This is a genomic window from Planktothrix mougeotii LEGE 06226 (genome assembly GCF_015207485.1).
Classification (GTDB): domain Bacteria; phylum Cyanobacteriota; class Cyanobacteriia; order Cyanobacteriales; family Microcoleaceae; genus Planktothrix.
The window spans coordinates 22,997-49,679 of the sequence record NZ_JADEWU010000040.1 but is presented as its reverse complement, the minus strand read 5'-3'; the positions used below and the strand labels follow the sequence as shown (position 1 = coordinate 49,679).

General features: G+C 42.9%; 26 protein-coding genes and 1 pseudogene. 20 read left to right on the top strand and 7 right to left on the bottom strand.

The features are described from left to right. Nucleotides 1-775: 775 nt before the first annotated feature. A complete protein-coding gene (locus IQ236_RS16650) occupies nt 776-1,408 on the bottom strand; it encodes a hypothetical protein (protein WP_193870326.1) in 633 nt (210 codons plus the stop codon). A 161-nt stretch (nt 1,409-1,569) separates the two neighbouring features. On the opposite strand from IQ236_RS16650, the gene IQ236_RS16645 reads away from it, so the two are divergent. Then, complete coding sequence (locus IQ236_RS16645; RefSeq protein ID WP_193870325.1) at nt 1,570-1,797, top strand: hypothetical protein; 228 nt, start codon at nt 1,570-1,572, stop codon at nt 1,795-1,797. Next, nucleotides 1,781-2,020, top strand: a complete 240-nt coding sequence (locus IQ236_RS16640; protein ID WP_193870324.1) for an EndoU domain-containing protein — start codon at nt 1,781-1,783, stop codon at nt 2,018-2,020. Before IQ236_RS16645 ends, IQ236_RS16640 begins: the two co-directional genes overlap by 17 nt. Nucleotides 2,021-2,061: 41 nt before the next feature. On the opposite strand, the gene IQ236_RS16635 is transcribed toward IQ236_RS16640, so the two are convergent. Further along, nucleotides 2,062-2,517: a KGK domain-containing protein gene (locus tag IQ236_RS16635; protein WP_193870323.1), complete on the bottom strand. Its 456-nt coding sequence runs from the start codon at nt 2,515-2,517 to the stop codon at nt 2,062-2,064. Between the two features lie 234 nt (nt 2,518-2,751). On the opposite strand from IQ236_RS16635, the gene IQ236_RS16630 reads away from it, so the two are divergent. The 6 genes and pseudogenes from IQ236_RS16630 to IQ236_RS16605 all read left to right on the top strand — a co-directional run. Continuing rightward, complete coding sequence (locus IQ236_RS16630) at nt 2,752-4,890, top strand: heavy metal translocating P-type ATPase (protein WP_193870322.1); 2,139 nt, start codon at nt 2,752-2,754, stop codon at nt 4,888-4,890. A 19-nt stretch (nt 4,891-4,909) separates the two neighbouring features. After that, complete coding sequence (locus tag IQ236_RS16625) at nt 4,910-6,364, top strand: amidohydrolase family protein (protein ID WP_193870321.1); 1,455 nt, start codon at nt 4,910-4,912, stop codon at nt 6,362-6,364. Further along, nucleotides 6,361-6,801, top strand: coding sequence for a nuclear transport factor 2 family protein (locus IQ236_RS16620; RefSeq protein ID WP_193870320.1), 441 nt, complete (start codon nt 6,361-6,363; stop codon nt 6,799-6,801). The genes IQ236_RS16625 and IQ236_RS16620 overlap by 4 nt, the downstream gene beginning before the upstream one ends. 4 nt (nt 6,802-6,805) lie before the next feature. Beyond that, entirely contained in the window at nt 6,806-7,558 is a 753-nt protein-coding gene (locus tag IQ236_RS16615) for an SDR family oxidoreductase (protein WP_193870319.1), read from the top strand. 240 nt (nt 7,559-7,798) lie between these two features. Then, on the top strand, nt 7,799-8,809 hold the full coding sequence (locus IQ236_RS16610) for a sulfite exporter TauE/SafE family protein (RefSeq protein ID WP_193870318.1): 1,011 nt from the start codon (nt 7,799-7,801) through the stop codon (nt 8,807-8,809). Nucleotides 8,810-8,968: 159 nt separating this feature from the next. Then, a pseudogene (locus IQ236_RS16605) lies at nt 8,969-9,187 on the top strand (zinc ribbon domain-containing protein); the annotation flags it as partial. Nucleotides 9,188-9,242: 55 nt separating this feature from the next. Here IQ236_RS16605 and IQ236_RS16600 read toward each other — a convergent pair. Then, on the bottom strand, nt 9,243-9,446 hold the full coding sequence (locus tag IQ236_RS16600) for a hypothetical protein (protein WP_228041682.1): 204 nt from the start codon (nt 9,444-9,446) through the stop codon (nt 9,243-9,245). A gap of 31 nt (nt 9,447-9,477) precedes the next feature. On the opposite strand from IQ236_RS16600, the gene tpiA reads away from it, so the two are divergent. The 3 genes from tpiA to purC all read left to right on the top strand — a co-directional run bounded on the left by tpiA (nt 9,478) and on the right by purC (nt 12,017). Continuing rightward, nucleotides 9,478-10,203, top strand: a complete 726-nt coding sequence (gene tpiA / locus IQ236_RS16595) for a triose-phosphate isomerase (RefSeq protein ID WP_190517286.1) — start codon at nt 9,478-9,480, stop codon at nt 10,201-10,203. Nucleotides 10,204-10,307: 104 nt separating this feature from the next. Next, nucleotides 10,308-11,189 carry a dihydropteroate synthase gene (gene folP / locus IQ236_RS16590; RefSeq protein WP_193870317.1) on the top strand — a complete coding sequence of 294 codons (882 nt, stop codon included), beginning with the start codon at nt 10,308-10,310 and terminating at the stop codon, nt 11,187-11,189. Nucleotides 11,190-11,285: 96 nt separating this feature from the next. Beyond that, nucleotides 11,286-12,017, top strand: coding sequence for a phosphoribosylaminoimidazolesuccinocarboxamide synthase (gene purC / locus IQ236_RS16585; protein ID WP_193870316.1), 732 nt, complete (start codon nt 11,286-11,288; stop codon nt 12,015-12,017). Between the two features lie 124 nt (nt 12,018-12,141). Here purC and IQ236_RS16580 read toward each other — a convergent pair whose 3' ends face one another. Further along, entirely contained in the window at nt 12,142-12,915 is a 774-nt protein-coding gene (locus IQ236_RS16580; protein ID WP_228041680.1) for a class I SAM-dependent methyltransferase, read from the bottom strand. 792 nt (nt 12,916-13,707) lie between these two features. Between IQ236_RS16580 and IQ236_RS16575 the strand changes: the two genes are divergently transcribed. From IQ236_RS16575 to IQ236_RS16565, 3 genes are all read left to right on the top strand, one after another. Beyond that, on the top strand, nt 13,708-15,048 hold the full coding sequence (locus IQ236_RS16575) for a bile acid:sodium symporter family protein (protein WP_193870314.1): 1,341 nt from the start codon (nt 13,708-13,710) through the stop codon (nt 15,046-15,048). Nucleotides 15,049-15,154: 106 nt separating this feature from the next. Beyond that, nucleotides 15,155-16,096 carry a spermine/spermidine synthase domain-containing protein gene (locus tag IQ236_RS16570; protein WP_190516961.1) on the top strand — a complete coding sequence of 314 codons (942 nt, stop codon included), beginning with the start codon at nt 15,155-15,157 and terminating at the stop codon, nt 16,094-16,096. Between the two features lie 264 nt (nt 16,097-16,360). After that, a complete protein-coding gene (locus IQ236_RS16565) occupies nt 16,361-16,957 on the top strand; it encodes a M23 family metallopeptidase (protein WP_193870313.1) in 597 nt (198 codons plus the stop codon). A gap of 403 nt (nt 16,958-17,360) precedes the next feature. On the opposite strand, the gene IQ236_RS16560 is transcribed toward IQ236_RS16565, so the two are convergent. After that, nucleotides 17,361-17,738, bottom strand: a complete 378-nt coding sequence (locus tag IQ236_RS16560) for a hypothetical protein (protein ID WP_193870312.1) — start codon at nt 17,736-17,738, stop codon at nt 17,361-17,363. Nucleotides 17,739-18,275: 537 nt separating this feature from the next. On the opposite strand from IQ236_RS16560, the gene IQ236_RS16555 reads away from it, so the two are divergent. Both IQ236_RS16555 and IQ236_RS16550 read left to right on the top strand, forming a co-directional pair. Then, nucleotides 18,276-19,745 carry a CIA30 family protein gene (locus IQ236_RS16555; RefSeq protein ID WP_193870311.1) on the top strand — a complete coding sequence of 490 codons (1,470 nt, stop codon included), beginning with the start codon at nt 18,276-18,278 and terminating at the stop codon, nt 19,743-19,745. A gap of 256 nt (nt 19,746-20,001) precedes the next feature. Further along, nucleotides 20,002-20,889 (top strand): carbohydrate ABC transporter permease, encoded by an 888-nt coding sequence (locus tag IQ236_RS16550; RefSeq protein ID WP_193870310.1) that lies wholly within the window; start codon nt 20,002-20,004, stop codon nt 20,887-20,889. A gap of 45 nt (nt 20,890-20,934) precedes the next feature. Here the strand turns inward: IQ236_RS16550 and IQ236_RS16545 are convergent, their stop codons facing one another. Then, nucleotides 20,935-21,321: a winged helix-turn-helix transcriptional regulator gene (locus IQ236_RS16545; protein WP_193870330.1), complete on the bottom strand. Its 387-nt coding sequence runs from the start codon at nt 21,319-21,321 to the stop codon at nt 20,935-20,937. A 426-nt stretch (nt 21,322-21,747) separates the two neighbouring features. Here IQ236_RS16545 and ppsA point away from each other — a divergent pair, with 426 nt between their 5' ends. Then, complete coding sequence (gene ppsA, locus IQ236_RS16540; RefSeq protein ID WP_190516973.1) at nt 21,748-24,291, top strand: phosphoenolpyruvate synthase; 2,544 nt, start codon at nt 21,748-21,750, stop codon at nt 24,289-24,291. Nucleotides 24,292-24,418: 127 nt separating this feature from the next. Here ppsA and IQ236_RS16535 read toward each other — a convergent pair whose 3' ends face one another. Beyond that, nucleotides 24,419-25,318, bottom strand: coding sequence for a tetratricopeptide repeat protein (locus tag IQ236_RS16535; protein WP_193870309.1), 900 nt, complete (start codon nt 25,316-25,318; stop codon nt 24,419-24,421). A 193-nt stretch (nt 25,319-25,511) separates the two neighbouring features. Between IQ236_RS16535 and IQ236_RS16530 the strand changes: the two genes are divergently transcribed. The 3 genes from IQ236_RS16530 (at nt 25,512) to IQ236_RS16520 (ending at nt 26,632) form a co-directional block, all read left to right on the top strand. Beyond that, entirely contained in the window at nt 25,512-25,829 is a 318-nt protein-coding gene (locus IQ236_RS16530) for a hypothetical protein (protein WP_228041679.1), read from the top strand. Nucleotides 25,830-25,836: 7 nt separating this feature from the next. After that, nucleotides 25,837-26,265, top strand: coding sequence for a DUF488 domain-containing protein (locus IQ236_RS16525; RefSeq protein ID WP_193870308.1), 429 nt, complete (start codon nt 25,837-25,839; stop codon nt 26,263-26,265). Nucleotides 26,266-26,326: 61 nt separating this feature from the next. Then, nucleotides 26,327-26,632 (top strand): hypothetical protein, encoded by a 306-nt coding sequence (locus IQ236_RS16520; RefSeq protein ID WP_193870307.1) that lies wholly within the window; start codon nt 26,327-26,329, stop codon nt 26,630-26,632. Nucleotides 26,633-26,683 lie beyond the last annotated feature (51 nt).

The window sequence follows — 26,683 nt, the reverse complement described above, 5'->3', positions numbered from 1 at the left end:
GAGGGATGGGACTTAACTCACGGAGTTTCACCCATAAATGTAATCAGTTATCACCAGTCTTAACACCTGGGTTAACCGTCCCATAAGCCTTTTAGCTTATTTTGGGTTAAACGAATCGCACAAACCGAAATCTATCAGCATATCTCAGGTATTACCCCTGAGCTTTAGCTTCTGACTTCATCTCTCATCCCTATAACATACGCTTTAGATTTGTAGCTACCTAACAGTATTCGACCTCTGTAGGGGTTAATAGGGACTTTTAACGTTCCTTGAAAATGGGTGTTATTGCCTTTAGAATCATCCTTTCCACCGGGGGTATTTTGGGAGTCTTAACAAGTGTTTTAAAGATAACCTTGTCTTTTGTAAGTGTCATGGATAAACCCTTACCCTTTCCCCTTGTTCTTTTTGAACGCAGCGTATCAAATCAATTTCGCTACATAACAGTTACGATGGTTCACGCCGGATGTTCACTTTCGTTATTCGTTGGCAATTGGCTAGAGAACTTTTCTTAGACATTTGATTTATGTCCGATTTCCCGTTATTCCCAGCTTCAGCATTTGATAATCAGTCTTATACTGTGGGAATTGCCTTCATCTCTCAGGGTTTTGGTTGCCTTACCTGTTAAAGTTCGGTAATCCGTACCCTTTGACTCCGAGATTGACCTTCCTTTGGGGTCACATTTTCAAAGTTAAGACAGACTCGACTGGTTTTATGATTGGAATGGATTCCTCTCTACCAGTTGTCTCCATCTGTCTCCCTGCCTACGTTTCGGGTTTTATCCCTGTACTTTCGCAGGAACGTTTCGCACATCCGTATCTGTAATACATAATAGCCAAATTTGATAGTTTCGCTTATCTAGTCCAAACCAAGTGACATCCCAAGCGACATCAGCAAACCACTCTGTCCAAGGTTCTTGAGAAATATACATCTGAACTTCGTCATAGCGACTTTGAAACAACGCCTCACAAAATTTCATCCCTAAATCTTTGGCTTGTTTCGCAGTTCCTTCAAATTCTTCATAAGCACCTCCAAACACTAAAATCTCGGCTAATTCTCCATCCAAGGTAAAGGAACTCGTATCGTCTGTTAAATCTAAGGAGGTTGCTAAGGGGAGTTCAATTTCTAATGCTGATAAACCATCCATCACCGGAGGTAAGGTAACAAATTGTTCAAAAAAATTGATTTCATTGAGTAAATCCCGTGAACCAAACCACTCTAAGACGGGGTGAGGAGAAAGTTGAAACCGAGCAAATTCTGCACCCCCATTCAGATGAGTTTTTCGTAACTGTTTTAAGAGTTCGTCAATGGCCGGATCTTTTAACGGCGCAGATACAACTTCTAATTCCTGCCACATTTCGTCAATTTCTTCTTCCGAAGGACGGTATTGCTCTCGATTGGGAACTAACATTAACCCTGATCTCCAGTTAACAACATTTCTTCTACACTTTACTGGAATCTTTAAAACCCGACAAGATTACCTCCTAAAAATATTATAAAAATTAACACAAAAAATTGATTTTTAATGGTATTGATACTGATAATATTATCATGAAACGACATTGAGAGAATATGCTTAGATTATTGTCCGTAATATCCCGTTTACATCTCCCTAAAACGTTATATTTACTCCTGAGTTTCACCCTATTAACTACATTCCAGCTTCTTAATGTTGTACCAAATCCGGCTTGGGCGGCAACTCCCTATCAGGGAATATTTACATTAACAAAAGCCTGCGATGCTACCCTATCCATTAGTGGCAACTCCCCCACTCCTTTAACAATTGACTCAACCTATTAAGGGTTATGCTTATACGTTGAATTCGGAAGAAACTTTAACCCTTGCTGCAAAAACCTTTAAGAATAACTTTATTAATGACCCTAAACCTACTGCTTGTCTAGTCAAAATAACCGATGATGGAAAAACCTTTACTAACGTTTTTGTTTCTAAAAATGGAGGAATTCGCACATTTTATAGTGATGCTACTCCTGATTATAAAAAAGAGCCTGCTTGTAAGGGTTAGTTGATTTCAAAAAACGGTTTCTAAGCATTTCCTAAATTCTATTATTGATAAATTTGTAGTTTTTGTCTTAATTCATCCAAGGAACTATCAGAGGTTTCTAATGGTTCTGGTTTATCAGGACAAAATTCTAGTTCGATTTCAATAGCAAGTGGAGGTTCTGATAAGTTATTATAGTTAGCGATCGCTTTAAACCTCAATTTTCCACTTTTCCAAGATGTATCACCTAATTTTAAGAGTTGACAATCAATTTCCTCACTAACTGTATTCCAGCTACTTTGATTGATTTTAAAAGAAAACTTATTATCAATATTATATTCTGAATTTAGCTGTGGAAACATGGATTTCAAATAACTATCTCGGCTGTTTTTATAAAAAAGGAATAGCATTTTCTGATTTAAACCATTAAGTAAATGTTCTTTGATTTTTTCTACAATAAATATATTCTTTTCATACATTAACATACAATCATCACTCAGCGTATAAAATGTATTATTCATGTTGTTTTATTCTCCTCTAAATTTAATCTAATATAGCAATTGTAAACCAGAAAAGGGATTTTCTTCAAAGCGAACCGTCACAGGTAAATGAGTCGCCATATCCACAATCATCTATCCACATCGGCAGTGAGAGAAATCTTTGTAATTTTTTAATGCGACTTCTCTGTAGAATGGGGCTGGGAAAATTTTCCGCCAAAGTTTCCAATCGTATCCAACGATTTTTTTTGCAGTAGTATGATGACAATCGATACCATCGGCTTGTCGCCCTTTGATCTCTTAGTGATGTTCGCCCTCGCCGGTGCTGGATCCCTGCTGCTGCGCCCGAAGACCTCCGCCAATCAAGGGCAGTCAACAGCCCCCAGCGCGCCTCTGCCGGCGGCGATGGAGCGTCTTGGCAAGCATTCATTCGAGCGCATCGCGCGGCTCACCTCAGTGGAAGACCCGGAGCGTTTGCAGCAGATCGCGTCCCTGTCGTCGGACGCCGACGCGGTACCCGACACCCATGAGCAGGCGGGCTATCGGGAGCTTGGTTACGCCTTGAGTGCCCTCGGCGTTGGCCTTGCCGGCCGGCTATTGTACCCGCCGCTAGCGGTGCTCAGCGCGCCCTTGTTGGCGATCATCGGTGTTGGTCGAGCGCGGCTCGCCTACCGCTCACTCAGTGAGCGGAGGCAATTAGACCTCAGTGCCATCGACACACTGATATGTATCGCGATCCTCGCCACGGGAAACTTTGTGAGCGGAGCCCTCGGCTACACTATCGTCGCGGCGAGTTCGATCATGCTGAGTCGCATCCAGACCAGTTCTCGCCGCAAGCTCATCGACATCTTCGGTCAGCGCCCGCGCACCGCTTGGGTGCGAGTAGACGGCGTGGTGGTCGAGCGTCCCATCGAGGAGGTAGTGGTGGGCATCGAGGTCGTCGTTGGTGCCGGCGAGGTCATCCCCGTGGACGGCGTGGTGGTTGAGGGCCAAGCGACCGTCGATCAGCAAGCATTGACTGGTGAATCGGAGTATGTGCTGCGCGAGCCAGGTGACACGGTGCTGGCAACCACTATGGTTCGGAGTGGGCGCGTGGTCATCTCCGCCGAGCGCACTGGGTCTGCTACCACCGCTGGACAAATCGGCGAGATGCTGGAACGGACTTCAGCAGATAACCTGGATGCACAACTGCGGAGCGAGCGCCTCGGCAACGCCTCGGTGCTGCCGACACTGGTACTGAGCGGCGTTGCTCTCGGCATCATCGGCCCCTCGGCCTCCCTCGCCAACCTGGTGGCGACCTATGGCTGGTCGCTACGGCTGCTAACGCCACTTAGCCTGTACAGCTTCCTGACTGTCTGCTCACGGCGTGGCATTTTAATCAAGGACGGTCGCGGGCTGGAAGACCTACCGAGGGTTGACACCGTGGTATTCGACAAGACAGGCACTCTGACGCTGGATCGCCTGCAAGTCACGGACATCCATTGCTTCGAGGCAATACCTGCCACCGAAGTGCTGCGCTATGCAGCGATGGCTGAACAGAGGCAGAGCCACCCGATTGCCCGGGCGATCCTAGACGAGGCTGCTGCCAAGGGGATCGCGGCGGAGGTACTCGACGACATCCACTACGAACTCAGCCGAGGCATCGCCGGCACCCTCGACGGTGTTGAGGTGCGGGTCGGCAACGAGCGCTTCATGCACGACAGCGGCATCGAAGTGCCGGCTGCTGTACACGCACAGCAGCAAGCGATTCAGGAGGATGGTGGCGGTCTAGTGATGGTGGCCCTAGGTGGCCGACTCATCGGCGGCATCGAATGGCGCGCCAAGCTGCGGTCCGAAACCCCAGCCTTAGTGGCGAGGCTGCGCCAGCGCGGACTCAAGGTGCTAATCATCTCCGGCGACCGCGAGGCACCGACTCGATCACTTGCACACGAGCTGGGTGTCGACGGCTACCATGCCGAGGTTCTACCCTCTGACAAATCCGGGCTCATCGAGGCGATGCAGGCGGACGGGCGCTCGGTCTGCTTTGTCGGGGACGGCATCAACGATACCCTCGCGCTGCGCGCATCCACCGTGTCGATCTCCCTTTCAGGTGGCACCTCGGCTGCGGTGGACACAGCACAGATCATCTTGATGGACGGAAGCCTGGGACAGCTTGATGGGCTGTTCGAGATCGCAGCCCGCTTCGATGCGAATATGTCTCGTAACTTCGCGACTTCCATCATTCCCAGCGTCATCTGTACCTTTGGTGCCTTTTTCTTGCACATGGGCTTCGTGTCCGCGATCGTCGTCCAGACCACCGGCATCGCTGTCGGTGTATGCAACGCACTCGGTGCGCGCCAGGCACAGATGGATCTCGACCCTGAGCCGAACAACTCCCCCCCAGTGGCATCCCTCTAAGTCAATAAAAGCATCTGTAATGAATAATTCAAGCACCTCCAGATCCGCCGATATCCGGGCGCGCCTCGGGCATCCGGTGATCGATGCCGACGGCCATTGGATTGAGCCGATTCCCTTATTTCTGGACTATCTCCAAGAGGTCGGTGGCACCGACATGCGCGATCGGGTCATCCGTGATGCCAAGCAAAGCGTTTGGTACGACCTGAGCCCGGAAGAACGGCTCGCGCGCCGACTGCCACGACCGTGGTGGTGGGGCGAGACCACCCACACGCTGGATCGCGCCACCAGTATGCTCCCCGATCTGCTGCACCATCGTCTGGACGAATTCGGTATTGACTTCAGCATCGTCTACTCGACCCTCGCCTTTGACTTCGTGGCCCACCCCGATGCCGAGTTGCGCCAGGCGGCTTGCCGGGCACTGAATAATATGAACCGCGATGCCTTCGATCCCTATCGCAAGCGACTTAGACCGGCAGCGGTGCTGCCGATGTTCACACCAGACGAGGCTATCACCGAACTCGACTACGCTGCCGGCGAGCTCGGCTTCAAGGTCGCCATGATCACCAACCACGTGCGACGGCCTATCCGCACGCATCTGGAGGCTGGTGTCGACCCGGCTCGTGCTGACTACTACATCGACAACTTGGTACTGGAGAGCGAGTACGACTACGACCCGCTATGGAGCAAGTTCGTCGAGCACCGCATTGCCGTCACCACCCATGCGGACAGCATCGGCTGGGGTGACCGACGATCGGGCAACTTTACCTACAACCACGTCGGACACTTCGCCGCAGCATCGCACGCATTCACCAAGGGCTTAGTCTTGAGCGGAGTGCTGCACCGCTTCCCGACGCTCAAGTTCGCAATGCTTGAGGGCGGCGTCGGCTGGGCTTGCAACCTGCTCACCGATCTAATCAGTCATTGGGAAAAGCGCAGGCCCGAGGCACTGATGGAGAACACTCTACCGACGAATCTTGATATGGAGCATCTCGCCGAACTCATGCGACGGCATGGGGGCCAGCGCTATGAGGACAAGCTTGACGAGCTGCTCGCCTGCGTCAGCATGGCTGCGCCCTTTATGTCACCGGCTGAGGCGGCCGCCCGTGAGTCCAAAGATGGCTTCGACGACTTCGCAGCCAATCCGATCAAGTCCGCCGAGGCACTGCGCACCCAGTTCGTCGAGCAACTCTATTTCGGCTGCGAGTCCGATGACCTCAGCACTGTGTGGGCTTTCGACAAGCACGGCAACCACCGCCTCAACACCTTGTTCAGCTCGGATTTCAGTCACTTCGACGTGGTGCATATGAACCGAGTCCTCGAGGAAGCCTACGAACTCGTTGAACACGAGATGCTCAACCCGGCGGAATTCAAGGAATTCACCTTCGGCAACATCGCCAAGCTTCACACCGCAATGAACCCGGACTTCTTTGTCGGCACGGTGGTAGAGGACGCGGTGAAGGAGTGGCAGGCATGAGCCTGGAAGCGAAACTCGCGATCCTGGAGCAGATCGCACGCTACTCCCACACCTTCGATGGCTGCGACGTAGATGCCTTCGCGGCGATCTTCAGCAAGGATGGGGTGTTTGAGGTCTATGCTGCGGACGCGGTGGAGCCCGAACTGCGCCTGGTCGGTCGAGCAGGCATCCAGGCTTGGGTGAGCGACTGGTATCAAAATCTGGAACCAGGCCGGCGTTCACGCCACTATCAGACGAACACACTCTTTCACACGCTCACGGATGAGAGTGCTGAAACCTCCACCATGCTCCTGTTAACGGTGCAGTTCGGTGATGAGCCACAGCCGAGGGTCAAGCTGACCGGTGTCTATCACGACCGATGGAAGCGGTCTGACGGCGGCTGGCTGCTGGTTTATCGTGCGCTGTCGCACGACCGCAGTACACCCCTTGAGGACTAATGCCATGTCGAATACTGCCAAACCAACTTGCAACCTAGCGGGAAGCGTCGTCGTGGTCACTGGGGCGAGCAAAGGAATTGGCCGCGCTATTGCCCTTCGTCTCGCCCAGGAGGGGTGCGCCCTGGTTCTCGTCGCCCGCAGCGAACACTTGCTGCAAGCGGTGGCGGCTGAAATCCACGAGCAGGTAGCGAATGCACCGCCCGTGAGCTTGGAAGTGGCTGACCTGAGCGATCCGGCTCACTGTGAGGCGCTGATCCCTAGTATCGAGGAAGCCTGCGGCCGTATCGACGTCCTCATCAACAATGCTGGGATCACAGGTCGCATTTGCCCTCTACACGAGTCCACGGCTGCAGACATCCGCCGAACTATCGACATCAACCTCACCACCCCGACCATCCTCACCGCCCAGGCATTGCGGGGCATGATTACGCGCCAGCACGGCACGATCCTAAACATCAACTCGATTGTGGCGAAAACCAGTTTCCCGAACTGGGGACCCTATTGCGCGAGCAAACATGGCATGCACGCTATCGCTGAGAGCGTTGCAGAGGAGCAGCGAGGCAATGGCATTCGGGTGCTCGGTCTGTATCTCGGTGCCGTCGATACTCCTATCTGGGACGGTGTGGCGGATAGCTCTGGGCGCAGTGCTATGCTGACGCCGGAGCGCGTAGCCGATGCCGCCGCCTTCATGCTGTTGCAGCCGGATGATACCTTCATCCCAGAGCTCGTGCTTCGATCCATGGCATTTGGCTTGTAGCCACCTTGATGCCTCGGCAGACCTCTGTGATCACCTGCTACTTTATCGCCGTGGCAGCCGGCGTTGTTTGGACGTTTTGGCTAGCCCGGATGATCCCCAATTTTATAGTGCCTCTGGGCAGAAATAACTACCCAGTCTTACAAGCCTCTAATTTAGGGAGTTTTTCACAAGCGATAAACAGCTATCAAAAAGATTTGGGAGTAAAGTGTCACCCCGTCAGTTATCCACCATTCAAAAACCATGAAAAATTTCAACTTCAAAATTAATCACTTTTTTTTCACGATTGTAATTATTACAATTTGGCTCATTTATATGAGTTATACTCATCAATGGAATTTATTCATAGAAAATTGGTTCATGTCAATAACGATGATATTTGGATCTTTTATTGCTGGAGCAACAGCCGAAGGAGGCGGAGCAGTTGCTTTCCCTGTTATGACTCTAATTTTTCACATCACACCAGATATTGCACGTAATTTTAGTTTAGCAATTCAAAGCATCGGTATGAGCGCCGCTGCTTACTTAATTGTTACTCAAAGAATTCCTATTAATAAAACTTATTTATTGCTCTGTAGCTTAGGAGGATTTTTAGGATTAATTTTGGGGACTTACTTAATTGCTCCTATCGTTTCTCCTCCTTATACTAAAATGTTTTTTGTTTCTTTATGGCTCAGTTTTGGAGTTATTCTTTTTAGCCAAAACATTAATGAATCACATCAAAAGACAGAATCTCTTCCGCCTCTATCTACAACTGACAAAAATATATTTATATTATTAGGTTTTTTAGGAGGTATGGTTGTTTCTATTGTTGGTACTGGCATCGATATACTAACATTTGCTTTTGTAACAGTCAAATATCGATTATCTGAAAAAATTGCTACTCCAACAAGTGTCTGTCTGATGGCAGGAAATTCTCTCGTTGGCTTTTTACTTCATGCTTTTTTGATTGGTGATTTTGGACTTCAAGAGTTTCACTACTGGTTAGTTTGTATTCCTGTTGTCGTCTTTGGTGCTCCTTTAGGAGCTTATTTCATTAACCAGAAAAGTCGGATTTTTATAGCAAATTTTCTCTTTTTCGTGTTAATTGCACAATTTATTGGTGCTTTAATAGTTATCCAACCAAGAGGTTTGTTAGCTTGGTTTACTTTAGGCACTTTTGTAACTGGGTTAATTCTATTTTTTAGTTTGAATCACATTGGCAGAACATCTAAAAAATCACAAGTGTTTAATTTAAAAAACCTTAAAAAGTGACAAGCAAGCTTTCAGCTTGATTTTGAAATCTTTTCGCCCCATTGAGAAGATTTTTATTAAGAATTAATCAACTGAACTAATTGCCCCTGCATAATACTTGCTAACCTTCTCGATAATATGACTGGGTTTCAAAAATACCAGTAAATCTGAGTAATATCTATAGAAATTGATCGCTTCTTCCCTAGTTCCAAAACCTGTTCAAGTTGTGGTCATATCGTGGATACCCTACCTCTGAATATCAGAGAATGGGATTGTCCAAACTGTCATACTCACCATGACCGTGACGCTAATGCCGCACTAAACATCAGAATTGAAGGTATAAGAATTAAAAATCAAGACGGAGGGAACCCCGTAGGAGTGCTGATGGAGCCTGTGTAAGACCCGCTCATTCTCGAATGGGAAGGCATCGGGCTGAGAAATCAGAAGCCAACACTTACTCGTAGAGAAGTGTTGGTAGTTCACGGATATTTAATTGATAAGTACCAGACGGTAAAATAATCGTTTTTATCTTTTCTGTACACTCCGCACTCCGCACTCTGCACTCCGCACTCCGCACTCTGCACTCCGCACTCTTGTCTTGACGGTCAAGTTCCGACGATAAAAATGTCCCGTAACGCTTTAAACTGAAGGGTGACATTTTATTGTGTTTAAGGTTAATTGCATTAGCGGTGAGAAAAGTCATTATTGCGGGTAACTGGAAGATGTTTAAAACCCAAACAGAAGCTCAAGAGTTTCTGCAAGGGTTTACCAGTCATTTAGATGAAACCTCGGAAGACCGGGAAGTGGTACTTTGTGTACCATTTACCACCTTGGGGATTATGTCCAAAAGTTTACATGGGAGTCGCATTCTCCTCGGCGCTCAAAACATACATTGGGAAGATTCTGGAGCTTACACGGGGGAAATTTCTGGCCCGATGTTACTAGAATTTGGTATCCGCTATGTTGTTGTGGGTCACAGTGAACGACGTCAATATTTTGGCGAAACTGATGAAACGGTAAATTGGCGACTCAGAGCGGCTCAACGTCATGGGTTAACACCAATTTTATGTGTAGGAGAAACGAAACAACAACGAGATGCTGGGGAAACAGAACGTCTGATTTTCTCTCAGTTGGAAAAGGATTTAATCGGTGTTGATCAAAACAATTTAGTGATTGCTTATGAACCGATTTGGGCAATAGGAACCGGGGATACTTGTGAAACCACAGAAGCTAATCGTGTGATTGGTTTAATTCGCAGTAAATTAATCAACCCTAATGTAACCATTCAATATGGTGGCTCTGTCAAACCAGATAATATTGATGAGATTATGGCACAGCCAGAAATTGATGGGGCATTAGTGGGAGGGGCAAGTTTACAACCTGAAAGTTTTGCCCGAATTGTTAATTATCAGTAATCAGTTATCAGTTATCAGTTATCAGTTAAAGCGTTTACCGATTAAATTTATATTTTTCCCCTCTGTTCCCTGTTCCCTGTTCCCTGTTCCCTCTTATCAAAATTATGACGGCTGTTCTTAACCCTTTAACAATTAAAAAAACTTGTTTTCAATGGGGAAAACGAACTTATATTATGGGGGTTTTGAATATTACCCCGGATAGTTTTAGTGATGGCGGAGATTTTAATAGTTTAGAACGAGCTTTCAACCAAGCTCAAAAAATGGTGGAAGCCGGAGCGGATATCATTGATATTGGTGGACAATCTACTCGACCGGGTGCGGAAACTGTTAGTTTAAAGGAAGAATTAAACCGTGTAATTCCTCTAATTCAGGAGCTTAGAAATAGTTCAGATGAACTGTTAGCTAATATCCCCATTTCTGTTGATACAACTTCCTCCCAAGTTGCTCAAGCAGCCGTTCAAGCGGGAGGAGATATAATTAATGATATTTCGGCTGCAACGTTTGATCCGAAGATGTTGTCGGTGGTGGCTCAATTAAAGGTTCCTATTATTTTAATGCACCTTCGAGGCACACCGAAAACCATGCAAACTTTAACGGATTATCACGATTTAATGGGAGAATTAAGACAATTTTTAGAAGAACGAATTCAATCTGCTATTGATCACGGAATTCCTAGAGATTATATTATCATTGATCCCGGTATTGGTTTTGCTAAAACCGTTGTCCAAAATTTAAAAATATTGAGAGATTTAACCGAGTTGCGATCGCTCGATTGTCCTATTTTAGTCGGAACGTCTCGCAAAAGTTTTATTGGTCATCTTTTAAACCAACCTGACCCGAAACAACGGGTTTGGGGAACAGCGACAACCTGTGTAGCAGCCATTGGGAATTCTGCGGATATATTACGAGTTCATGACGTTCAAGAAATGGTAGATGTCAGTCGAGTTGCTGATGCCATTTATCGGGTGAGTCTTGAAAAAGATTAGGAAGGATTATGACGGCAAAAGTAGCTATCTCGGTTAAAATTAAGGTAGATCTGATTTATCAATAAGCCGTATTTAACGTTTAAACTCCATATTTCTATGTCTACTCCTGAAAAACTCTACGAAGGTAAAGCAAAAATCATCTATGCAACGGATGACCCGGAAATCTTACTCGCCTACTTCAAAGATGATGCCACGGCTTTTAATGCCCAAAAACGCGGGACAATTCTAGGCAAAGGGGAAATTAACACTGCTATTTCTAGCCATTTGTTTCAACAGTTAGAAGCTCAAGGCGTTCCCACCCATTATATTGATTGTCCTGCACCTAATGAAATGCGGGTGAAACGGGTAAAAATTGTTCCCGTAGAAGTCATTGTGCGGAATATTGCGGCGGGAAGTTTATGTAAACAAACTGGAATTGCTGTTGGGACACTGATTGAACCGCCCATAGTAGAATTTTGCTATAAAAATGATGAATTAGGTGATCCATTATTAACTCGTGAACGTCTGTTATTAATGAAGTTAGCAACGCCAAAGCAATTAGAACAAATCACCCAGTTATCCTTACTCATTAATCAACTTCTCTCCGACTTTTTTAATGAATGTGGGATTACGTTAGTTGATTTTAAATTAGAATTTGGGATGACCTCGGATGGTCAACTGGTACTAGCGGATGAAATTAGCCCTGATACCTGTCGATTATGGGATCAATCGGAAACAGACCCCGACCGTCGAGTCTTGGATAAAGACCGTTTTCGTCGAGATTTAGGAAATGTTGAATCTGCCTATCAACAAGTTCTTAAACGGGTTTTAGAACACACACCCAACTGATCTTAAAAGGGAGAAACCGAAGTCTCACCTCGAAAGGCTAACTGTTGACCCTGGGCTCCTTTTTCGGTCAACAGTTAACACTTAACAATCAACTCCCCTCTTCTTCAGGAATTGCTGATGGGGTTTAATCCTTATTTTTAGTGGCGACAATGCGAATCCGCTTATAGTCCGCAATCCAAGAGCCATTCTTGAATAATTTGGGGCGCAAGCGAGTTTCGATATCAGTCATAATATTGAGTTGTTTAGAAAGGGGAACCCCCTCAAAGAAATTTCCGGCAAACATCTTCAGCCAATTTCTTAACCCTTTGTCTCCATCATTTAATGCAGTTGGACGTTCCATTAATGTTGCTGACTTGAGTTGGAAGCCTTGTGATTCTAAAAGCATTCCATATTCAGCAATACTCGGAAAATACCAAGGATTTAAGGTTTTGTTTTGAGGATATCCAGCCGCATCTAAGGCTGCATAAATTGCGGCAATAATGGTATCAATATTTCCCTTGCCTCCAAATTCTGCAACAAAACGCCCTCCGGGTTTTAAGACACGCCAAACCCCATCCACAACTTTTTCAGGTTGTTGAATCCAATGTAAAACAGCATTGGAGAAAACTGCATCAAACTGTTCAGTCCAGGTTAAGTTAGCTCCATCTGCCACTAAAAAATTTAGGCCTGGGTAACTTTGACTAGCGCGTTTAATCATGGTTGAAGCCTTGTCAATTCCGATCACTTCAGCCCCAGTGTTTGTAATTTTATAGCTCAGATGACCTGTGCCACAACCGAGATCAAGAATCTGCTCTCCTATACGGGGATCAAGCAATTCCAATAGATCTACGGCTAAGTTAGAGACAAAGCTATGATGACTGTCGTAGAGTTTTGCATCCCAATGAGGCACAGGAGCCATAGGAGCATAGTTTACGGTCTTAGTGTTCATTAGGCAGTCAGGCAGAATTTGTTTGTCACTTTTTAGTATGCAACATTCTGTTCATGATTTGCTAAAAATTAAGGAAAGTTTAGACTTATTTCAAGGGGGAGAATTTATACTGAAGTCCAAAGGTAGATTCTACCGATAAAAGCGTCTTTTGACCCCCTTGGGATTGGGAAATAGGAATCTTTTTATACCGTCTGTGAACCCTGATTTCATCTAGTTGAAGATAGAGATTTACTCAACCCCTTATTTTACTTTTATAAAAGGCTTTAACAGTCTCAGGAAAGGGTTATTACCGAGGGGATAGTTTTTTTAGGGTTAATTAGAATTGACAAAAAAAACTCAATATGATAGAGGTTGCCGTTGACAAATTTGGGTTCAACAAATCTGTCCTAAACACATTTTAACTTTACATAGGGGAAACCCTATTAAGCCCTAAGAAGGATGCAATTTTAAAAGGAAATAGTTTGTAGAAGGAATAGGACAAACTGTCATACTGAGATCAACCTAGGATTAACTCTTGCGTACTGAATGTGAGGATTTTGGGGTTCTCGTGTAATGGGGCTGATAATATTCAGGCTATAATCTAACTCCATCAAGGTTTTCAGAATTTATTATTCCGACACTTGTACCAGCAGTTACTTTTGATCCTCAGTACCCAGGACAGCTAAATTTATGTTTTTATGGAAATCCCCTCTTATTTCTAAAAGAGTTTCTAGTCCAGTTTTTCTGATCCGTTTTCTTGCCGTTTTCACACTGATCTTAGCAGTGACCTTGTACTCAGGGACGCTCACATCCTCTGCTATCACTAACAACGCCTATTCTCAGGAATTGATCGCCCAGTCTCCAACACCAACTTCCGATCAACCGTCTCCAAGGGCACCAGATGAAATTCCCACCTCAGATACAGCTTTATTGTTTCAAAATAACCGTTATGCAGTGAGAGTATTTCGACTAGGGAACAAAGCTTATGTCAATATCTATGACAAGGAAAACAAAACCCTAACCCTTAAAAAAATACCTGTTTCCATTACTCTAGCTAAAAACCCTACAAAAGATCCGATTAAATACGTTGCTGTGATCGGTAATCAACAATATATCGTGCTGATTAGTCCCTTGGGTTCTTCAGAGTTAACGATTGTCAAGGGGGGAACAGTTGTCTATCGCCAAGGAAGTAATCAGGTTGAAGTTGCTCAAAAAGTCCCCGGTGTCTCTGACCAAACTGTATCTGTCAATCCCACCGTTGCCTTGATCAAAACAATATTTATTAATTATGCCAAATTAACCCTCTTTATTCTGATGTTTTCGATGGCAATTCATTGGAAAATTGAGGATGTCGTCTGGCTCTGGAAGCAACCATCTCTCCTGTTGCGATCGCTATTCTCGGTGTTAATTGCAGTGCCCTTATTGGGCGTTTTAACCGCATTCATTCCAGGTTTAACAGTAGCACAACGGATTGGTATTGGTGCAATGATGGCTTGTCCGGGCGCTCCCATGATTCCCTTTAAAAGTCTCAAAGCTGGGGGAGAGCCTAAGTTTATTGCTAGTTTACAGTTTACGGTCTGTGTTCTAGCCATTGTTAGTATTCCCTTAACGGCTTTAATTCTGAGTCAGTTCTATCCCAATCAAGCTTGGTTATCCCCACAAGACATTGCTAAACAAGTGTTGTTTGCTCAGGTGTTACCGATGGGAATCGGCGTTTTACTAGCTGAATATATACCCCAGTTAGCAGAAGATTGGGTAGAACCCGTCAACAAAATTGCCAAATTGATGCTTTTACTAGCTCTGATCATTCTACTGGCTATCAGTCTGGACAAAATTCTGAGTGCTGGATTGATAGCTTACTTGGCGATTGGTTTGCTCTCGATTGCTTCGCTGGTGTGTGGTCATGTTTTGGGTGGCCCCAAACCGGAAACGAGAACGGTTCTAGCTTATGCAACCGCAACTCGTAATGCGGGTTTAGCGGTTCTACTGGTTAGCTTGAATTTCCCCAATTTAGATTTTATCAAAAGTGGCATTATCGATACGCTGATTACCTATGCCTTAATTGCTGCGATTGTTTCTATTCCTTATACAGCTTGGCGTAAACGAACACTGGTTAAGAATTAGAGACGATAAAATTAAGCTTCAGTTAAGCAACATTTAATATTTTGTCCTAGCTCCAGAATGTTCTACCCTAGAACATTGGATCTGTATATTTCCAGGAGAAGTGATTATGTCGGGTAGTGAACTAAAAGCTGATTTTTGGGTAAGCGAGTATATCACACCTTGGGATATTTATGTACATGGAATTACCCAAGTATTAGCGTATAAAAAAACCCAGTATCAAGATATGTACGTTGTGGAAACGGGTGCCTATGGAAAAGCCTTAGTTCTTGATGGTAAATGGCAATCTTGTACGGGAGATGAATTTCTCTATCACGAACCCTTAGTTCATGTCGCTTCGGTTTATCACGGTTCTCCCAAAAAAGTGGCGGTTTTGGGGGGGGGAGAAGGAGCAACAATTCGAGAGGTTTTACGTTGGAAAACCATTGAATGTGTAGCTATGATTGACCTGGATGGAGATGTGGTGGAAGCCTGTAAACAACATCTGCCAGAAATGCACCAAAATGCTTTTGATGATCCTCGCACGCAACTGATTATCGGGGATGCGATTGACTTTTTAGAGCAGACTCAGCAAAAATGGGATATTGTGATTTCGGATTTATCCGATCCCATTGAAGAGGGGCCATCCTTCAAATTATTTACTAAAGAATATTTTGAAAAAATTCAGCAAATTTTAACTCCCGATGGTTATGGGGTGATTCAAGCTGGCCCGGTTTCCCCCAATGAAATGAAACTGCACGTTCGTTTGGTGAATACTCTGAAAACGGTATTTCCCCAGGTTCACTCTTATACCAGTTATATTTCCACCTACGGAAGTCCCTGGAGTTTCATTATCGTTTCTAACCAACCGATGAATACTCGTCCTGACCCCGACAGCGTGGATCAACTGTTGCAAGACCAAACCATCGGGGGATTACGGATGTTTGATGGAACAACAATGTTAGGAATGTTACAAGTACCCAAACATTTACGGGATGCGATCGCCTCTGAAACAGAGATTTATACTTTAGCTGAACCTCCGAAATTCTTTGGTAAAGGAGCCAATGCTTAATCCATGATAGAAGGAAACAGGAGGACGCTTCTCGTTGTCCACCTGTCTCCTGATTCTGTTGATTAACTTTAACCAAAATCTAGTACAATACACCCTGAACCCTCGACAATTGTTCTCAGTGAGCTTAAAACCAGGGGGCATCTGTTGCATAAAATATTTAAGTTAAATTCTAGTGAACACCCTGAGAAAGTGTTTTTTGGACTGGAAAAATTAGGCAAAATCCGATTCATAAACCCTTCTTGGTGATTGAGGAGTCAAACCTGAATGACAAAATCTAAATTCTTGCGTCCCCACACACTTCTTTTATTAGCGGGATTAATGGGTATGAGTTTGGTCGGACTGGGATGGAAACAACAGTTCGCCAAAGCTCAACCGACTGAAGTAGCAACGGGTTTAAACTGGTCAGGAGCATCGTTTCCCGTTGAAAACTTTCAAGACTATACCTCTCCTTTTGGCTATCGGGGAGAAGGGTTTCACTATGGTTTAGATTTGGCAGCCCCTCAAGGCAGTTATATTCGGAACTGGTGGCAAGGGACGGTGGTAGAAGTGTGGCAAGATGGCCGTTGTGGTACCGGGATTGCCATTCAGTCTGGCCAATGGGAACATATTTATTGTCACGTTCAAGGGACTGTGGAAAAAACCAGTCAAGGCACTTATTTTATTGACCGAGAAGGGGGTATTCAACTTTGGGAAGGTCAGCAAGTTCCTTCGGGGACGAGAATTGCCAGAGTGGGGATGACCGGACGGACAACAGGCCCTCACCTCCATTGGGGTTTAAAACATAGTGGCCGTTGGGTTGATCCCGGTCGGGTGTTACGCTCGATGTACAATCAACAAATTCAACAAGCCAGAGGCAGTTAAGGAGACGATTTCAGGGACTTAGTGAAGTTTTGTAAAAAAATCCCGTGATGTTTGATACAATAAAATTGTGAGATTTGAAAATTTATACCCGCAGGCAGATTAAGAAAACGGCGTTTAGGTTATTCAAATCGCAACAACAACGGTATTTTTGACACTCCCCCGCCAAGCTATGTACTGGGCAGGGGATTCTTTTTTCAGCGAATCAACTTGCTCTGACAAGACGGATTTTAGCAAATTTTGGGGTTAGGTTGAAGGATCGCAACTTTATCTAACCCTAATATTGTACCCTAAAAATAGCGAGATTTTTGTAAGTTAACAACATTTAATGCAATATGTTGAACGCGACGGAGAAGTCCGGGGGGGTCAGATTTTTGGGGATAGGGTTGGCGTAGATTCCATGAATTTAATTGAAGGCTACAGTTTGAATTCTACCCCTAATTTTTTGAGCGAATAAAACGATTTTTTGAATAATATATCTTAAACTTTGAGGAAATTGAACCGCCCAAATATTAATGATTAAACAAGTTGTTCCTAAGAGTAATAAAACATAGGTCGGAATCATCACAACACCAATCATAAACCAGGTAAAAACGTGCAGTACCATTAATCCTGAATATAAACTAGCAAACCCAGAAATTAACAAAATTTGAGATTGAGGACGATTTAAACCGATAAAAATTAGGGTTTGTAAGGTAGCCAGTAAATTAAACGGCACTAAAAAAGCACAAATTCCTAAACAGTTATTTCGAGAGAACTCAGCAATTGTTGTGAAATCTATCATGATCAAAACTCTTCTTTTTTTGCTTTTTGAGATGGGGAATTTAATAATTTTTCTGTTTTGGGCTTCTCCACTATAGCGTTTTTATTGAATTTGTGAAATATTCTGTTCCTTTGGATTTTACAGAACCGTCACAATCTCTATCCAATGATTGGTAAATTGAGTTTTTGGAGATTAATTTCTGTCCTCCTTAATGTCTATGGTTGACTATTTCTTGTTTTTTAAAGCAGTTGTCCAAAAATTGGTAAACATCATTAAGAAACTACCAATAATAATCACTAAAGCAAGTCCAACGGGGATCGCTGTTTCTAAATCTATACTTTCCATTGTCATTGGCTAAATTTATTCAAGAGATACCTTAACACAGATGTTTATTCTTGGGGAAGGTGAAGCTTGTTATTCTCATTTTGGCTATGTACCCGCTTTAGTTCCCCTTTTCAAAGACCTTGAGCAACTTTGGCTTTCTTCTGTTACCATTAAATTTGTTACATATCTTAATCTATAACACCAGTTCCTTAACAAAATTATACGGAGAAGGCAATGACAGAACCACAAAAAGGACAATGGGATGGGGGTCGGTTTCTGAAAACCCTGGCTTATTTTAAGGTTATTCCCTTTATTGGTAATATTAACTGGATACAAAATTTATTAGGGGGTGGGGCAAAAAAACGGCAAGAAAAACCCAATATTATATTAGTCGTGGGTGCGACGGGGGGAGTGGGAAAACGAGTGGTTCAACGGTTACAACAACAAGGCATTAAAGTGCGTTGTTTGGTTCGGGATGCCAAAAGAGCAAGGACAATCTTAGGAAATTCGGTAGAATTAATGGAAGCAGATTTAACCCTTCCTGAAACCTTAACCCCGGATGTCTTTCAAGATATTAACGCGATTATTTGTTGTAGCGGTACAAAAGTCCAACCCGTTGAAGGAGATACACCGAACCGAGAAAAATATTATCAGGGAATTAAGTTTTATATGCCGGAAGTAGTTGATATACCGGAGTTAGTGGAATATAAAGGCATTCAAAATTTAATTAATGCTGCATTTCCCAGCCTTAAAAAAACAGGAGATAAAATTTTATTTGATTTTACCCACCCCACTGAAGACGTTAAGGAAATTTGGGGAGCATTAGATGATATTGTTATGGGGGGTATTAGTGAAAGTTCGTTAAAGTTAACACCAGATGGCGCATTATTTACGGGATATGTTTCAACGGCGAATTCTGGGGGGTTTGTTTCCGTGCGAACTCGCAATTTTGAACCTTCTTTAAATTTATCTGATTATCAAGGAATTGAATTACGGGTTAAAGGCGATGGAAAACGCTATAAATTTATTATTCGCTGTAATGAAGGTTGGGATAGTGTGGGATATTGTTATTCTTTTGATACCGTGTACAATATTCCTATTACCATTCGGATTCCCTTTGAGAAATTAATTCCGGTGTTTCGTGCTAAAACCTTAAATGAAGGAAAACCTTTTAATGCCAGTCAGGTATTTTCCTTACAATTAATGTTGAGTAAGTTTGAATATGATGGCGCATTAAATCCTAAATTTGAACCCGGACTCTTTCAATTAGAAATTGAATCGATTAAAGCCTACGGTGGAACCATTTTACCTCGATTTGTTCAGGTGAGTTCTGCGGGGGTAACTCGTCCAGGAAAACCCGGATTAAATTTAGAAGAAGAACCTCCGGCGGTGCGTTTAAATGAACAATTAGGGGGGATTTTAACCTGGAAATTACGAGGAGAAGAGGTGATTCGTTCGAGTGGTATTCCCTATACAATTATTCGTCCCTGTGCATTAACTGAACAACCGGGAGGTTCTGTGTTAAAATTTGCCCAAGGAGATACAATTAAAGGACAAGTCAGTCGAGAGGATATTGCTGAATTATGTATTCAAGCGTTAACTCAACCAAAAGCTTGTAATACGACTTTTGAAGTTAAAGCAGAACCAGATAGTCCAGCCTCAAAAAATTGGGATGAGTTATTTTCTCAACTCAAATCTGATTAATAGGGAATTACGAATTACGAATTACGAATTACGAATTACGAATTACGAATTACGAATTAGAATGGGGAATAGGGATTGCTATCTATTATTTCCCTAGTTTAAAATCAAAAATACCCCGATATCTTTGTAGGGGCGACGCGCGCGTCGCCCCTACAGTAGATGTCATTTTAGGTCGGTTGTACAACGGACATAAAACAGCCAGAAGTATTATCTGGTGTTCCCTGTTCGTAATTCGTAATTTCCTCTTCCCTACTCTATGTTAAAGTTTAAATCCGTTTTAACGCCGTATTTATTTCTATTTCCCGCTTTATTAATGCTGACTTTAACTGTATTTTGGCCAGCGTTACAAGCGTTTTATTTAAGTTTGTTTAGTTATGACTTACTCACACCGCCAGAATGGGTTGGTTTCAAGAATTTTCAACAGTTATGGACAGATGAGGTCTTTTGGGAAACCTTAAAGAATACCTTGCTTTATTTAATTATTGTTGTTCCGATTTTAGTTTTTGCACCTTTAGCTTTAGCGATTTTAGTGAATCAAAAATTACGCGGAATTAATGGCTTTAGAACCGCCTATTATGTTCCCGTCGTGATTTCAATGGTGGTGGCGGGTATTGCGTGGAAATGGTTATATGCAGAAAATGGGTTTTTAAATCAACTTTTAAATGCGATTTCTTTTCCGCCTATTCCTTGGTTAACCAGTCCCCATGTCGCCTTATTTAGTGTGATGGCGGTGACGATTTGGAAAGGATTAGGGTATTATATGGTGATTTATTTAGCAGGATTACAAGGAATTCCCTTAGAATTGTATGAAGCCGCAACGATTGACGGTTCTGATGGGTTAAAAAAACATTGGGATATTACCTTACCTTTAATGAAACCTTACATGGTTTTAGTGGGGGTCATTTCAGCAATATCCTCAACGAAAGTGTTTGAAGAAGTGTATATTATGACCCAAGGAGGGCCAAGAAATAGTTCTAAAACGATTGTTTATTATTTGTATGAACAAGGCTTCCAACAATTAGAATTTGGTTATGCTTGTACCATTGGATTAATTTTATTTTTAATCGTTCTGGGATTATCGATTTTACGATTAGGGATTGAACGGTTTAGCGAGACTGTTAACAGCAATAGTCCGTTGCTGTAACAGACCCGGTACTCGGTACCCGACAGCCAACACCCGACACCGATTTTAAAGCTTGATGGAACAGTGACAGGGTTCTTGCTGTAATAATTGTTCTCCAGCTTGTTTTAAAGCTATTAATACAGGTTGCAGTTGTCGGCCTTTATCGGTTAAGGAATATTCAACATGAGGGGGTATTTCTGCATAGACCTTTCTTTCAATAATACCATATTTTTCTAATTCTCGCAGGCGAATTGTCAAGGTTTTCGTACTTATTCCGGGTAAAGCGTCTAACAATTCATGGGTACGACAATTCCTGATTAGTAACTCCCGCAAAATTGAGACTGACCATTTGCTGCTGATGATTTGCACAATATATTGAATCGGGCAAGTGTTTTGATTCTGGGAGCTTGCAGAACCAAAGTCTGGTTTTTCGAGACAAGGGGTAACATTCATTTGCAACATTTGTTAACATTAATCCCAAGAGCCTTAAGGATTCAATCTTTTTTAAGAATAGCCTATAATTCCCAAATGGCAACTATCTTTTACTTTTGGTAACTATGTGAATGAAGGGAACCTATATTGAAATCACGATAGAAAGTAGTACGCTTTGAGATAGAGGGAAAACAAACCCTCAGTTGAGGCCGAAAGTTCACACCTAGAGAGAAAAAAACGGAAAAAAATCTTAAGAACTGCCAAGTTCACCGATTCAAGATTCAGAAGTTCTAAACATTCATATTGAGTATCGAGTGATTTAGAACCAGTTAACTCAGAATGTACGGGTAAGGATAAATACATTCTGACCTAAGTTTGAACTTAAATAAACAATAAAGATTGACTGAATTCTAACAAAACAGTCATTCCAATTGGAGGAATTTAAAAATGGTTGACGCTTATGCAACGACGGGAACAGTAAATTCAGAAGCCAAAGAAAAAGCTTTTGTACTTTGGTTTGATGAAGTTGGAATTTCTGATATTCCGTTAGTCGGTGGGAAAAACGCATCTTTGGGCGAAATGATTCAAGAACTCACCCGCCAAGGTGTAAATGTTCCCAATGGATTTGCGACTACTGCTTATGCTTATCGTTATTTTATTGAGTCTGCGGGTTTAGAGAAAAAACTACGAGAACTATTTGCAGACCTCGACGTTGAGGATATGCCGAATTTGCGGCAACGCGGCAAACAAGCTCGTTCATTAATCCTTGACACTCCGTTTCCAGCCGACTTAGAAGAAGCGATTACCAGCGCTTATAAAAAACTTTGTGAACGCTACAGTACAGATGGGGATTTTTGCAACCAATTTGGCGAAGAATATAAGGAAGAATGCAAACGTTATGCCAATGATGTAGACGTTGCTGTTCGTTCCTCCGCCACCGCCGAAGACTTACCCGATGCTAGTTTTGCGGGACAACAAGAAACTTATTTAAACGTTTATGGCGAAGAAGGCGTATTAGAATCCTGCCATAAATGCTTTGCTTCGATTTTCACCGACCGGGCAATTTCCTATCGGACGATTAAAGGCTTTGATCATTTTAACGTAGCTCTCTCCGTTGGTGTCCAAAAAATGGTGCGGTCTGACCTCGCCAGTTCTGGGGTGATGTTCTCCATTGACACTGAAACCGGATTCAAAAATGCCGCGTTAGTAACAGCCGCCTATGGGTTAGGAGAAAACGTTGTACAAGGTGCGGTGAACCCGGATGAATATTTCGTGTTCAAACCGACTTTATTACAAGGCTTCCGTCCAATTTTAGAAAAACGCTTAGGAACTAAAGAACTGAAGATGGTCTATGACATCGGCGGTTCTAAACTGACGAAAAACGTTTCTGTTCCTCAATCTGAGCGGGAAAAATATTGTATTAACGACGATGAAATTCTGCAACTAGCGAAGTGGGCTTGTATTATTGAAAACCACTATTCGCAAGTTCGGGGTACTTACACTCCGATGGATATTGAATGGGCAAAAGATGGTATTACCGGACAATTATTCATCGTCCAAGCTCGTCCTGAAACCGTACAATCGCAAAAATCCGGTTCCGTTCTGAAAAACTTCAAACTCAAAGGAACCAGCAACGTGCTGTCACGGGGTCGCGCCGTGGGTGAAATGATTGGTCAAGGGAAAGCGCGAGTGATTCTGGATGTTCATAAAATTGATGAATTCCAAGCGGGTGAAGTGTTAGTCACCAATAAGACTGACCCCGACTGGGAACCGATTATGAAGAAATCCAGCGCTATCGTTACCAACGCAGGCGGACGGACGTGCCACGCCGCTATTATCGCCCGTGAAATGGGAATTCCAGCCATTGTCGGTTGCGGCGATGCCACCTCGGTGATTAAAAACGGACAAGAAATTACCGTTTCCTGTTCCGAAGGAGAAGAAGGTCGGGTTTATGAAGGCTTAGTTCCCTTTGAAGTTCAAGAAACCGTTCTCGATAATCTGCCGAAAACGCGGACGAAAATTTTAATGAACGTCGGGAACCCGGAAGAAGCCTTTGGGTTATCCGGTATTCCTTGTGATGGTGTGGGGTTAGCGCGGCTTGAGTTTATTATTGCCAACCATATTAAAGCCCACCCGTTAGCGTTGTTGAAATTTGACCAACTCGAAGACGAATTAGTCAAACGGGAAATTGCTGACCTGACCAAACTTTATCCCAATAAACCCGACTTCTTTGTAGATAAACTGGCTCATGGTATCGGCATGATTGCGGCGGCGTTCTATCCCAATCCTGTGATTGTACGGATGTCCGACTTCAAGAGCAACGAATATGCGAACTTGTTAGGCGGTCGTCAGTTTGAACCGAAAGAAGAAAACCCGATGATTGGTTGGCGGGGTGCGTCTCGTTACTATGACCCCAACTACCGCGAAGCTTATGGGTTAGAATGTGTCGCCCTGAAACGGGTTCGGGACGAAATGGGCTTAACCAACGTGGTGCCGATGATTCCCTTCTGCCGCACTCCCGATGAAGGTCGCAAAGTGTTAGCGGAAATGGAAAAACACGGTCTGAAACGGGGTGAAAATGGGCTGCAAGTCTATGTGATGTGTGAACTGCCCAGTAACGTGATTTTCGCCGATGAATTCGCCCAAGTGTTTGACGGGTTCTCCATTGGGTCTAATGACTTAACCCAATTAACGTTAGGGTTAGACCGTGACTCCGCTTTGGTTGCCCATATCTTCGATGAACGCAACGAAGCAGTCCGGCGGATGGTGACCATTGCCATTAAAGCGGCTAAAAAATATGGTCGCAAGATTGGGATTTGTGGTCAAGCACCGAGCGATTATCCAGAGTTTGCACGCTTCTTAGTTGAACTGGGAATTGACTCGATGAGTTTGAACCCTGACTCTGTGATTAAAACGATTCTGGACATTGGCAAGATGGAAGAATCTGGCACATTGTTAGATGAAGTCATGGACGTTGCCAAAGCCAAATAAATCCTCGTAGAGACGTGCCACGGCGCGTCTCTCTACAGGGATAGTTTGCTGAATTTTAAGGATTAAAATAATGAGGGTATGGCGATGCTGTACCCTTTTTTAATGAGCTTAATATTATATGATTATTTCAATATTGGTATTGTTGCCTGAGTTGGCGTTGTATAAGTTGATAAGACAAAAGTTGATAGGCTTCTTCTAAGTTTTTCTTCACTAAAGCCGAATTTGGGTCAAGGTTCAATGATTTTTGATACTCGGCAATTGCTTCTTCAAGTCTTCCTTGACTAGCCAGTGCAACACCAAGATTATTGTAAGCAAGAGCTAACTTAGGATCAAGTTCGATAGCTTTTTGATATTGTTCAATAGCTTCTGAAAATTTTCCTTGACCAGCCAGTGCAGCACCAAGATTATTGTAAGCCATTGCTAATTTAGGATCAAGCTCAATAGCTTTTTGACATTGTTCGATAGCTTCTGAAAATTTGCCTTGACCAGCCAGTGCAAAACCTATATTATTATAAGCCATTGCTAATTTAGGATCAAGCTCAATAGCTTTCTGGCATTTTTCGATAGCTTCTTCTGATTTTCCTTGAGTAGCAAGTGCGTGACATAGATTATTGTAAGCCTCAACTAATTGAGGGTCAAGCTCAATAGCTTTCTGGTATTGTTCGGTAGCTTCTGGAAATTTTCCTTGACTAGCAAGTGCAAAACCAAGATTATTGTAAGCCATTGCTAATTTAGGATCAAGCTCAATAGCTTTCTGGCATTTCTCAATCGCTTCTTCTAATTTTCTTTGACTAGCTAATGCAAGACATAGATTATTATAAGCAATGGCAAATTTAGGATTCTGTTCAATAGCTTCGTTATATTTTTCGATAGCTTCTTCTAATTTTCCCTGCTGATAAAGTTCAAATCCCTCATTATTTCTAACCTTACTCTGAAAAAACGCAATTAACAAAAAGATGCACAAGGAAGAGGCACAGGCTACTAAGGAAACAGCGAATATTACAGAAAATAGTTTTAACTGTTTCATATTACACCTTACTTTTAGGATATATATAATTATAGTATAGCCTGATTGTTTAAGTATATTTTATAACAAAAGTTATCATACTAAAGTTAGCGGGATGGTCTGCTGAATTTTAAGGGTTAAAATAATGAGGGTATGGTGTTGTCATACCCTTTATTTATGGGCATAATCTTGCCAGTGAATCTATTAGATTTTTATGGAAACAAGGAAAATTTTGATTGCGACTAAAACCTATCTTTCAATTAGTGACTGGGAAATTTCTCAACTTTATCGAAAATGTAGAGATCAATCAAAAAAATATCTTTTGGAAGAACGAGAAGCAGAAGCACTAGAAAAAGTCCGAGAAAAGTTAGAGGTTGACTTTTTAAACAAAAAAGATTTATACTTTATTGTTGGCAATTTAAAAGATCATCGACAAACTTTTATGATTATAGGTTTATTTTATCCGCCTATCCCTAAAAATAATAAGCGATCTGAATCTAGCTATCAGCAATTAACGTTGTTTGATTCCTAATAAAAATATGAAAACAAAACTTTCCAACTTGAAAAAAAGGCTGATCTTAACCTTTGGATATGGTAATCGAAAAAATTATGATATATTTTTAGAATATCTGAAAAAATATCAGGTTAATTTTGTCATTGATGTAAGAATGACTCCCCGCGCTTGGAGTCGGAAATGGTATGGGAATAAACTTCAAGAAGTTTGTGAAGCTCATAATGTTAAATATATTTCTAAAACTGCTTTAGGTAATACATCCGGTCAACAAAATTGGATTCCTCCTGACCGAGAAGCAGCAGATATCGCTTTAGGTGAAGTTGCTGAATTAGCTGAAAAAGGAACGGTTTTATTGTTGTGTGCTGAAATGAACTTTCATAGATGTCATAGAACAGATGTTGCTAGTCATCTAATTAAACTAATTTCTAATAGCCAAATTGAACATTTAGAGTAGATGAACTTAATTTTTTTAAAATATTATTTTAATTAAAAGTGCGATCGCAACTTCTGAAACAATGAATCAACCCTTAAATATTCCCTCTCATAGCGATTTATTTGAACCCACAATTAAAGCTCTTAAATTTTTAGGAGGGTCAGGAACAGTTCAAGAAATTTATGATAAAGTCTGTGAACTTCAAAGTTTTTCAGAACAGCAACAAAGTATTTTACATAAACAAGAAGCAACCCGTGACGGTGCGCCTGTATTGGATTTAATTGATGGAGAACAACTGTGTCAAATTCTCAAAGATTTGAATTTAGGAGTCGAAACAAAAATGATTGAAGTGGTTGAAATTGATCAAAATTGGTTTAATCATTTATAATTGCTATATAGTGAGTCTAAATCAATTGTATAACTGTTTTGATTCCAAAAT

Coding starts and splice junctions, on each gene's coding strand:
- IQ236_RS16650 (WP_193870326.1), bottom strand. CDS start 1,408: ATGTTAGTTCCCAATCGAGAGCAATACCGTCCTTCGGAAGAAGAAATT.
- IQ236_RS16645 (WP_193870325.1), top strand. CDS start 1,570: ATGCTTAGATTATTGTCCGTAATATCCCGTTTACATCTCCCTAAAACG.
- IQ236_RS16635 (WP_193870323.1), bottom strand. CDS start 2,517: ATGAATAATACATTTTATACGCTGAGTGATGATTGTATGTTAATGTAT.
- IQ236_RS16630 (WP_193870322.1), top strand. CDS start 2,752: ATGATGACAATCGATACCATCGGCTTGTCGCCCTTTGATCTCTTAGTG.
- IQ236_RS16625 (WP_193870321.1), top strand. CDS start 4,910: ATGAATAATTCAAGCACCTCCAGATCCGCCGATATCCGGGCGCGCCTC.
- IQ236_RS16620 (WP_193870320.1), top strand. CDS start 6,361: ATGAGCCTGGAAGCGAAACTCGCGATCCTGGAGCAGATCGCACGCTAC.
- IQ236_RS16615 (WP_193870319.1), top strand. CDS start 6,806: ATGTCGAATACTGCCAAACCAACTTGCAACCTAGCGGGAAGCGTCGTC.
- IQ236_RS16610 (WP_193870318.1), top strand. CDS start 7,799: ATGAAAAATTTCAACTTCAAAATTAATCACTTTTTTTTCACGATTGTA.
- IQ236_RS16600 (WP_228041682.1), bottom strand. CDS start 9,446: ATGTCACCCTTCAGTTTAAAGCGTTACGGGACATTTTTATCGTCGGAA.
- folP (WP_193870317.1), top strand. CDS start 10,308: ATGACGGCTGTTCTTAACCCTTTAACAATTAAAAAAACTTGTTTTCAA.
- purC (WP_193870316.1), top strand. CDS start 11,286: ATGTCTACTCCTGAAAAACTCTACGAAGGTAAAGCAAAAATCATCTAT.
- IQ236_RS16580 (WP_228041680.1), bottom strand. CDS start 12,915: ATGGCTCCTGTGCCTCATTGGGATGCAAAACTCTACGACAGTCATCAT.
- IQ236_RS16570 (WP_190516961.1), top strand. CDS start 15,155: ATGTCGGGTAGTGAACTAAAAGCTGATTTTTGGGTAAGCGAGTATATC.
- IQ236_RS16565 (WP_193870313.1), top strand. CDS start 16,361: ATGACAAAATCTAAATTCTTGCGTCCCCACACACTTCTTTTATTAGCG.
- IQ236_RS16560 (WP_193870312.1), bottom strand. CDS start 17,738: ATGATAGATTTCACAACAATTGCTGAGTTCTCTCGAAATAACTGTTTA.
- IQ236_RS16555 (WP_193870311.1), top strand. CDS start 18,276: ATGACAGAACCACAAAAAGGACAATGGGATGGGGGTCGGTTTCTGAAA.
- IQ236_RS16550 (WP_193870310.1), top strand. CDS start 20,002: ATGTTAAAGTTTAAATCCGTTTTAACGCCGTATTTATTTCTATTTCCC.
- IQ236_RS16545 (WP_193870330.1), bottom strand. CDS start 21,321: ATGAATGTTACCCCTTGTCTCGAAAAACCAGACTTTGGTTCTGCAAGC.
- ppsA (WP_190516973.1), top strand. CDS start 21,748: ATGGTTGACGCTTATGCAACGACGGGAACAGTAAATTCAGAAGCCAAA.
- IQ236_RS16535 (WP_193870309.1), bottom strand. CDS start 25,318: ATGAAACAGTTAAAACTATTTTCTGTAATATTCGCTGTTTCCTTAGTA.
- IQ236_RS16530 (WP_228041679.1), top strand. CDS start 25,512: ATGGAAACAAGGAAAATTTTGATTGCGACTAAAACCTATCTTTCAATT.
- IQ236_RS16525 (WP_193870308.1), top strand. CDS start 25,837: ATGAAAACAAAACTTTCCAACTTGAAAAAAAGGCTGATCTTAACCTTT.
- IQ236_RS16520 (WP_193870307.1), top strand. CDS start 26,327: ATGAATCAACCCTTAAATATTCCCTCTCATAGCGATTTATTTGAACCC.